The organism is Streptomyces apocyni (assembly GCF_009739465.1).
GTDB classification, from domain to species: domain Bacteria; phylum Actinomycetota; class Actinomycetes; order Streptomycetales; family Streptomycetaceae; genus Streptomyces; species Streptomyces apocyni.
Genome location: NZ_WHOM01000034.1, coordinates 103,936 through 111,719 on the forward strand (window position 1 = coordinate 103,936; position 7,784 = coordinate 111,719).

The window sequence follows — 7,784 nt, forward strand, 5'->3', positions numbered from 1 at the left end:
ATGCGGTCCATCCTCATCCTGACCGGCCGGGACGACCTCACGGCCGATGCGGTGATCGAGGAGTTGGTGAAGCGCGGTGAGGACGTCGTCAGGTATGACACTGGCGACTTTCCCACCGCTTCCCGCCTGGCCGTCTCCCTTACCGGAGACGGCTGGACGGGGTCGCTCACCGGCTCCCGTGCCGTCCGCCTGGAAAGCATCAAGTCGGTGTGGTGGCGTCGCCCCAACGAGTTTCGGACCCCCGGAGACTGGCCCGGACACGCGCGCGCCCTCGCGGTGTCGGAGGCACGGTCGGGCCTACTCGGCGTGCTCGGGTCGATGCCCGTCCGGTGGATCAACCACCCGAGCAGAGACGCCGCCGCGAACTACAAGCCCGTTCAACTCGCCGTGGCCGCGCGCTGCGGACTGGACGTGCCCCGCTCCGTCATCACGTCCGACCCCGGCCATGCGCGGGAGTTCATCGGGGCCGAGGCCGTGGTCTACAAGGGGCTCGGCGGTGGTGTGATCGGCCCTGGAGGTAAGCGCCAGTTCCTTCCCGTGGCGCTGGTGTCCGCGGACCAGGTGGACGACGGAGTGAGCGGCACCGCCCACCTGTTCCAAGAGAGCGTGGACAAGGCGTACGAGGTGCGTTTGACGGTGATCGGTGACCGCATGTTCCCCGTCGCCATCCACACGGGCAGCGAAGCAGCGCAACTCGACTGGCGAACGGACTACCAGTCCCACCGGTACGAGGTGGTGGGCATGCCCCCGAACGTGGAAAGGGGGGTCCACCGACTCATGGACGAACTTGGCTTGTTCTTCGGTGCGCTGGACTTTGCCGTCACCCCGGACGGACGTTGGGTGTTCTTCGAGGTGAACCCCAACGGCCAATGGCACTGGCTCGCTGTCAGGGCCGGTGTCCCGCTCGTTGAGGCCATGGCCGACGCCTTGCAAGGAGAGACAGCATGACCGAAGCACCTCCATGGACCACAGCCGCCGCAGCGCTTGCCGACACGGTGACCGCTGACGCTCCAGCGTGGCACGACGCTGTGAGCAACACCCCCCGTCACCGGCTGGTCCCGCGCTGGTGGCACCGCGTCCCGGACAGCCCCACGCGGGAATGGGAGTTGGTAGACCACCCTGAGGAGTCCCCCGAGCGGCTGCACGCCGCCTACTCGGACAAGACACTCGTAACTCGCGTCGGCCCCACGCACGCCGACCAGGCTAACCTCGGTGAACGCGGCAAGGGGGACCCCACGTCATCCAGTACTTTGCCGGGGCTCATCGTGTCGATGGCACACCGGCTCGACGTCGAGCGCGGGCACCGAGTGCTGGACGTGGGCACGGGCTCGGGATACTCCGCCGCCCTGTTCGCCCGCCGCTTCGGGGACGCCAACGTGACCAGCGTGGACGTGGACCCGTATCTGGTCGAGGCTGCCCGTAACCGTCTCGCCGAGTTCGGGCGCACGCCGCGTGTGGAGGCCATCGACGCCACCGGGGAACTTCCGGAGCCGGAATACGACCGCATCATGGCGACCGTTTCCGTACGGCCGGTCCCTCCGCCATGGCTGCGCGCGCTCCGCCCCGGCGGACGGCTCGTAACGACCATCGCCCACACCGCCCTGCTGATCACGGCGGACATGGGAACCGACGGCGTCGCGCGAGGCACGGTCCAACCCGACCCGGCGACGTTCATGGAGACCCGGCAGGAACAGGAAGCGGACTACCCGCCGAAGCTCGACGACGCGTTCAGGTTCGCCCGAGTGCGACAGGGTGATGACGTACGGCCCCCGGACGGGCCGATTCCCGACCTGTGGCGGGAATGGGCCCTTCGGTGGCTCTACGAGCTGGACACGCCCGGAGTCGAGACCCGCGCGGCCACGTACCCCGACGACGGACGCCGTGTGGTGTGGCTACTCGCCGTGGACGGTTCGTGGGCACGCGCCGAAGACGGGCCGAAGTCCATCGTCCACCAGGGTGGCCCCCGTCGGCTCTGGGACGACCTGGAGCGAGTCCGCCGCAAGTGGGAAGAGAACAACCGGTTCTCCCTGCACGCGCTCCGGGTGGAACTCAAGCCGGACGGCAGCAGATTGCTGTCGCCCGACGGATCGTGGGTCTTCGCTGTCTGACGGACACTAGTTGGACTCCGTTAGGTCTTCTCGTTCGGCCTGCTTGGGAGCACGTTGGACGTATGGACATTAGACAAGTGGAGGGTCTGCGCGCTGATCTGGCGGAGTTCGTTGCGGACGTCTTCGCTGCGGTGCCACGGCGGGATCAGCGGGACAAGGCCGACTGTTATCTACGCGGACTGATGCTGGACGGACGGCGCAAGTCGATCCAGGCGATGGCCTCGCGGCTGCCGGACGGCAACGAACAGAACCTTCAGCAGTTCGTGAACCAGTCGCCATGGAACCCGCAGCCGGTCCGGCGACGGATCGCCGAGCGCGTGGCGAGGTCTCTGGCGCTCTTCAGGGCTTGCTGAGGTGCTGGACCGGGACCTGCACCGCCTGCCATCGCCCACTACCGCGTCACCACCAACGCAAACACTCAAGACCCACGCAAACCTAACGGAGTCCTACTAGCGCAGGGCACCGCCCGCGTCCGCGACCGGCCAGGCCCGGGCGGGAACCCTCGTCGTCCGCGCGAAGCACGGGGGCAGCGACGTCTGGCACCCTCCTTTGGGCTGCGAATAAGTCAGGTTACGCGGGCATCCTGCTGCGTTCCATTAGGGGGAATAGGAAGTTGAGGTGGTGGGATCAGCGTGGGCGCATCTGGATCTATCTGGCTCATTCGCACCTACCCGAACCTCAATTCCCCCTCAAGTAGGGAGATGTCGTCTGCATGTCCATGCTCCACTCTCCTGCGAAGGGAAGCGCACGCGTCCGTGCGCGACTCCTGTACCCGACCAGTCCAGGAAACCCGAAGGAGAGCACGTGCAGTCCACAAAAAGCTGTGAAGAAACCTCGGTCAACTGCGGTGGCGCTCGACTGAAGCTCAGTAATCGCGTTTCCGCAGCCGCCGTCTCGACTGTCATGGCCGGCGCTCTCGTCGCAGGCATTGCACCGGTCGCGCAGGCTGCGAACGCAGAATCCACCCGCTCCAGCTCCTCCGTCTCAACCGCCCACCCGGAGGCCGCGAACCAGGCTTTTGAGAAGGCCAGGTTGAGAGTGCTGGCGACCAGCCAGCCGCAGACGGTCAAGGTCGGCGAAGGGGCCGTCATAGAGTTCGCTCTGCCCGAGACCGCTAAGGGCGATGGCGTGATCTCGCCACAGGCGCATTGGAACTGGGGCTGGGTCACCGGCACGCTCTACCTGAACAAGGCCGAGACCCATAAGGCTGCACTCGGGACCGCAGGGGTCGCGGCCATCATTAACAGCCTCCCCATCCCTGATTGGGCAAAAACTGCGGTCTTGGGCGTTGCCGGCGTAGTCGTCTATCAGGCAGGGGTCGCCAGTAAAGAAGATCGCTGCATCAAGATCAAGGTTCCCACTGCCTCGGTACGCCGCTACTCTGGGGAACACTGCGACTGAAAGGTGGCTGATGAGCGAGGTGACTCCTGCCAAGGGCAGCTACTGGCGAATCCGGCGAGCCCCCCTCCTGTTCGCCTTGCTCTTCGTGGTAGCGATCGTCGTCACTGCGATCAGAAATCCGCACGGCGTCCTCGGGCCGATCACTGAATGGGCATCGCTGAGTGTGGGGCTGATAGCAGCTGTCGTAGCTGGTGGATTCAACGCTGCCACCGAGCGGAAGCTGCTGCCGGCGCTACTGGTCGGCCTCATGATCGGGTACGTGGCGGCTGGAGTCACCTCGTCACTCAGATGAGCGAGGAGGTGTCGGACGCTGTATCTCTCGCATCCCTGGCGGCACGACCGTTGACCCTCTGAAGGTTGCTGGAAAGGCTGAAGCCTGTCCAGCAACCTTCAGGCTTGGGTGGATCAAGTCCAGCATCGTTCACACCACAGGCGTCCAGGCCACGCTCAAGAGCTGCACCGAGGCCGTCCGTGACCAGCTGCGCCTGCTGGCCGAGGAAAGAGCACACCACGATCACCGAGCTCCTCGAGGAGCTCGCGAAGTCGCGCCCCACCCGTACCGAGCGTGAGCAGCAGGCCCTCGAGACCGCCCGGCACCTCGGCGTGGAGTACACCCCCGAGCCGCGTGACGGACATGCCGGTGACAGCCTCACGAGGTCCACGGCGGGGACGGTGAAGGGCCCGGCCGCACAGCGATCGGGTCGCCCTTGGCCCAGTCGCGGTAGGACACCGAGAACTTCTCGTGAGGCGCGTCGCGGGTGACGCCGTCGACCTCGGATGTGGCGGGAACCTCGGTCTCCAGCACCATGGGCAGGTCACGGGAGTCGACTGTCAGGACGAAGCTGACCAGGCCGTTGGGGTGTTCGGCAACATGCGGATGGTAGAACGCGCCGATGGCCGGGTCCACGGCGAGGTCGCTCAGGGGGGAACGGCCGGAGAGGGTCAGGGTCCCGCCGGTCCGTAGCGAGCGGAAGTCACGCGCGTGGTCGACAAGCGCGACGAGTTTCAGGTCGACCCCGACCAGCCCTTGGGCGATCATCGCGCTGCGGATGTCCTCGGCTCCACGGGTGTTCTCCAGGTTTGTGGTCGCCGGTCCGCCGGGCCACACTCCTCGTACGACGCCGACGCCGATGGCCAGAGCACCGGCCGCGAGCGTGGAGATCACCCAGCGGCGCTTCAGCGAGGGTTGACGGGTTTGCCTGCCGGAGCGCATCGGACCGGGGACAGGCTGTGGGGACGGCGGCGACGGGGGACCGCCGGACCCTGGAGCCGCTATGGCAGACCTCTTGGATTCGGTGTTCGATCGCGCGGCGCAGGCCGAGGCCAAGCAGGAGCGGGAACACGACGGGGGCGTGCATCCGCAGTTGCTCGCGCTGCTCTACGCGCCAGACCTCGCAGTCGCCGCAGGTCGGGCAGGTGTCCAGGTGCCGCTGTACGAGCTTGGCCAACTCGGCGGTGAACCTCGCGCCGTTCCGGTCCTCGTACTCCTCCAGGAGAGTGCGCAGCTCCGGGCACTTGGTGCGGTCCCCGCGCACCAGGAGCAGCAGACCGACGTAACGGCCGACCTTCTTGGTGAGGTGGGTGCAGTGGTCGCTGACGGTGGAGGGATTCCGGCCGAGCTTTACGGCGATCCTGCCCGGCCGGATGCCTTTGGTGAACCGCAGCTGGAAGAGGCGCCGTTCCTCCTCACTCAGGGCGGTCCTGACCTCTTCGATCAGGCGCGCTGCCTCGTCCGTCGCGGCCGGGTCGTCGCGGACTTCCCTCTGCCGGGCGAGTGCGCCGTCGCTCAGCTCTGCCACCGCGCTCTCGTCTGCCGCGAGGAGCTCGCGGTGCTTGCGCCAGTTCGCGTACCTCCGGTTCCGCGCCACGCCGTGCAGCCATGGGCCGAGCAGGCGGGGCGCCGGGATGGTGACGTGCTGCTCCAGGTAGCGGAAGGCGTCGTAGAAGGTCTCCTGCACCACGTCCTCGGTCGCGGTCAGGTCGTACCCCATGGCCGGGGCCACCCGACGGACGATCGGATCCTGGTGGCGGCGGGCAATCTCCTCGTAGACGCGGCCGCGGGCCTGGGCGTCCGGCCGTGGTTCTGCCTCCAGTTCGTCCAGCAGCGCGTCGTCGATCGGATCCCTGTCGGGTTGCTGCCTCATCGCCTCTGACACGGACCGGTCCCCCTCACGCAACGTCGTCGGACACGGCTGTTCGCCAGATCCCCCGGACTCCCGAATCCAAGGGTTCCGGCGAAGCCCAACGAAGCCAGCTGGAAATGAAGATCGCGTCGGGCGGTGACGAGCTCACGCCACCGGCCGCGGGTGGGCTCTTCGCTGTCCAGCCGTTGCGGCGCCACGTGTCCGGCGGAGAGCGGGAGGCCGGCCATGAAGTGGACGATGTCGATGTAGTACGCGTACATGTCGCCGCGGGTCTGTTCGGCCAGCCGGCCGAAGCGTGGTTCCTGGCCGGTGCCGCGGGGCTCGCCGGGCAGGCAGGCCTGCCTGGGGACCTCGTACCATCCCCTGACCCTGAAGCGGCCCGGGGCGCTAAGGAATGGCTGTCGAAGCGGATGCCCCGCGGTGCTACGTACCAGGCGACAGCGCGCCAGCCGTCGTTCGTCGAGGGTTCGACCTCGACGCAGCCCGCTCCGGGGCGCCTTCGTTCGACAAGTTCTGCCACGACGTGCAGTTCCTCCTCAAGCACGACGCACGGTCATGATCTGCGGCATGGGCTGACACATATGCGCCAGGACCAAACCATGTCGGCCCTGTGCCCACCTGAACGGGCGTTTCGTCCCGGCAGGGCTGCTTGATGACTCGGGTGGCAAGGCGGCTTTAAGGTAGGCGTGCGTGTGTGATGATCGGGTCGTGAGCGCCCCTAGGCTCTGCAGTTGCGTGCGGGATCGCCCGCAGAGGCAAGGGGGTGCCGGGAATGAGCAGTGTCGGAACCGCGCGGCTGCTGATCGGCAATGGCGGTGAGGCGGCGCTGGAGCTGACCGTGGAGCCCTGGGCGGAGACGCACCAGATGCTCCCGAAGCAGACGTGGGCTATTGTCACCCACTCGCCTGCAGCGGATGGGTCATGGTCCGGAACTCTGCGCAGGAACGAACCATTCCAGGTCGACCATCGGCCCGAATCGGTCACGGTGTGGGTCAACGGCAACTGCTTCCACCTCAGCAACGCGGAGGGAACCACGATCGACTCGGCCGACTGGCAGTGCCCTGCTCAGGGCACTGCCTCCTGACCTAGTGCCGCATCAGGCAACGTTCGCCCTGTCGACGACGGCGCGTAGGCGCCGGTCGTCGGCGTGGCGGTTTCGCCAGATGATATAGCGGCGGATCATGCTGCCCTGTTCCTTGTGGTCGGCGTGGTCGGTGCCGTCGAGGGTGAAGTAGCGCAGGGCTGTGAACTGGGCCTCGATGCGGTTGAGCCAGGAGCTGTTGGTCGGGGTGTAGGCCATCTCGACGTTGTTCGCCGCTGCCCAGGTGGCGACGCGCTGGCACTTCTTCGTGGTCAGGTGCGGGGAGAGGAAGCCCCTATGTTTCGTCAAGCCACAGAAGGGGTCTGGTTGGCGGCTCGGGGCTGGATGTGCCGGTAGAGCTCGCGGGCGACGTACCGCTTCAGACACCGGATGATCTCGCGCTTGGACATGCCCTCGGCGGTGCGTCGCTCCAGATACTTCTGGGTGCGTTCGTCCCAGCGGATGCGGGTCTGCACGATGCGGTAGAGGGCGGCGTTGGCCTGGCGGTTGCCTCCGCGGTTCAAGCGTCGGCGTTGTGTCTTGCCGGAGGACTGCTCGACCGGGCTGACGCCGCACAACGCGGCGAAGGACGTTTCGTCGACGAGTCGGTCGGGGTTGTCACCTGCGGCGATGAGGAGGACTGCGGCGCTGTCGGGCCCGACGCCGACCAGGTCCAGCATCTGGGGCCGGCAGGCGCGGACGGCCCTGGTGGTGCGGCGGGTGAGCTCTTTGACCTCGTCGGACAGGTGCTGGACTCTGCGGGCGAGCAGGCGCATCGTGAAGACGGCCTCGCCGCGGTGATCCACGTCGAGGGCCGCGCAGGTGGCGACCAGCGCAGGGTTGCTCAGGCCGGTGAGGAGTTCGCGCAGATCCGGGTCGATGGACATGAGGACGGCCTTGAGCTGGTTCAGCGCCTGAGTGCGGGCCTTGACCGCCGATTCCTTGGCCAGCCGCAGGACCCGCATGTCCTCCACAGGCCCGTCCGCGCTCTTCGGCACGGTGGTGGCCCGTCCGGACAGCACGGCACGAGCGGCCGCGTCCGCGTCGATG

The 7,784-nt window shown here is 67.2% G+C and carries 8 protein-coding genes and 2 pseudogenes; 6 read left to right on the forward strand and 4 right to left on the reverse strand.

Features of this window, described 5'->3' with window-relative positions; genetic code table 11:
* The 5 genes and pseudogenes from tgmB to GCN81_RS02990 all read left to right on the forward strand — a co-directional run bounded on the left by tgmB (nucleotide 1) and on the right by GCN81_RS02990 (nucleotide 3,801).
* Nucleotides 1–948: an ATP-grasp ribosomal peptide maturase gene (gene tgmB, locus GCN81_RS02970; RefSeq protein WP_156721845.1), complete on the forward strand. Its 948-nt coding sequence runs from the start codon at nucleotides 1–3 to the stop codon at nucleotides 946–948.
* The gene (locus GCN81_RS02975) at nucleotides 945–2,108 is read left to right on the forward strand and encodes a methyltransferase domain-containing protein (protein WP_156721846.1); all 1,164 of its coding nucleotides are present in this window, start codon (nucleotides 945–947) and stop codon (nucleotides 2,106–2,108) included. Before tgmB ends, GCN81_RS02975 begins: the two co-directional genes overlap by 4 nt.
* 62 nt (nucleotides 2,109–2,170) lie before the next feature.
* Nucleotides 2,171–2,440 (forward strand): annotated as a pseudogene (locus tag GCN81_RS02980) (transposase); the annotation flags it as partial.
* A gap of 472 nt (nucleotides 2,441–2,912) precedes the next feature.
* Nucleotides 2,913–3,509: a hypothetical protein gene (locus GCN81_RS02985; RefSeq protein WP_156721847.1), complete on the forward strand. Its 597-nt coding sequence runs from the start codon at nucleotides 2,913–2,915 to the stop codon at nucleotides 3,507–3,509.
* A 10-nt stretch (nucleotides 3,510–3,519) separates the two neighbouring features.
* A complete protein-coding gene (locus GCN81_RS02990) occupies nucleotides 3,520–3,801 on the forward strand; it encodes a hypothetical protein (protein ID WP_156721848.1) in 282 nt (93 codons plus the stop codon).
* Nucleotides 3,802–4,158: 357 nt separating this feature from the next.
* On the opposite strand, the gene GCN81_RS02995 is transcribed toward GCN81_RS02990, so the two are convergent.
* Both GCN81_RS02995 and GCN81_RS03000 read right to left on the reverse strand, forming a co-directional pair.
* The gene (locus GCN81_RS02995; RefSeq protein WP_156721849.1) at nucleotides 4,159–4,548 is read right to left on the reverse strand and encodes a hypothetical protein; all 390 of its coding nucleotides are present in this window, start codon (nucleotides 4,546–4,548) and stop codon (nucleotides 4,159–4,161) included.
* Nucleotides 4,484–5,665, reverse strand: coding sequence for an RNA polymerase sigma factor (locus GCN81_RS03000; RefSeq protein WP_156721850.1), 1,182 nt, complete (start codon nucleotides 5,663–5,665; stop codon nucleotides 4,484–4,486). The genes GCN81_RS02995 and GCN81_RS03000 overlap by 65 nt, the downstream gene beginning before the upstream one ends.
* 760 nt (nucleotides 5,666–6,425) lie before the next feature.
* On the opposite strand from GCN81_RS03000, the gene GCN81_RS03005 reads away from it, so the two are divergent.
* A complete protein-coding gene (locus tag GCN81_RS03005) occupies nucleotides 6,426–6,737 on the forward strand; it encodes a hypothetical protein (RefSeq protein WP_156721851.1) in 312 nt (103 codons plus the stop codon).
* Between the two features lie 12 nt (nucleotides 6,738–6,749).
* On the opposite strand, the pseudogene GCN81_RS03010 reads toward GCN81_RS03005, so the two are convergent.
* Together GCN81_RS03010 and GCN81_RS03015 are read right to left on the reverse strand one after the other, a co-directional pair.
* Nucleotides 6,750–7,019: pseudogene (locus GCN81_RS03010) on the reverse strand (IS630 family transposase); the annotation flags it as partial.
* Between the two features lie 20 nt (nucleotides 7,020–7,039).
* The coding region (locus GCN81_RS03015; RefSeq protein ID WP_156721852.1) for a transposase at nucleotides 7,040–7,784 on the reverse strand (745 nt) is incomplete at its 5' end.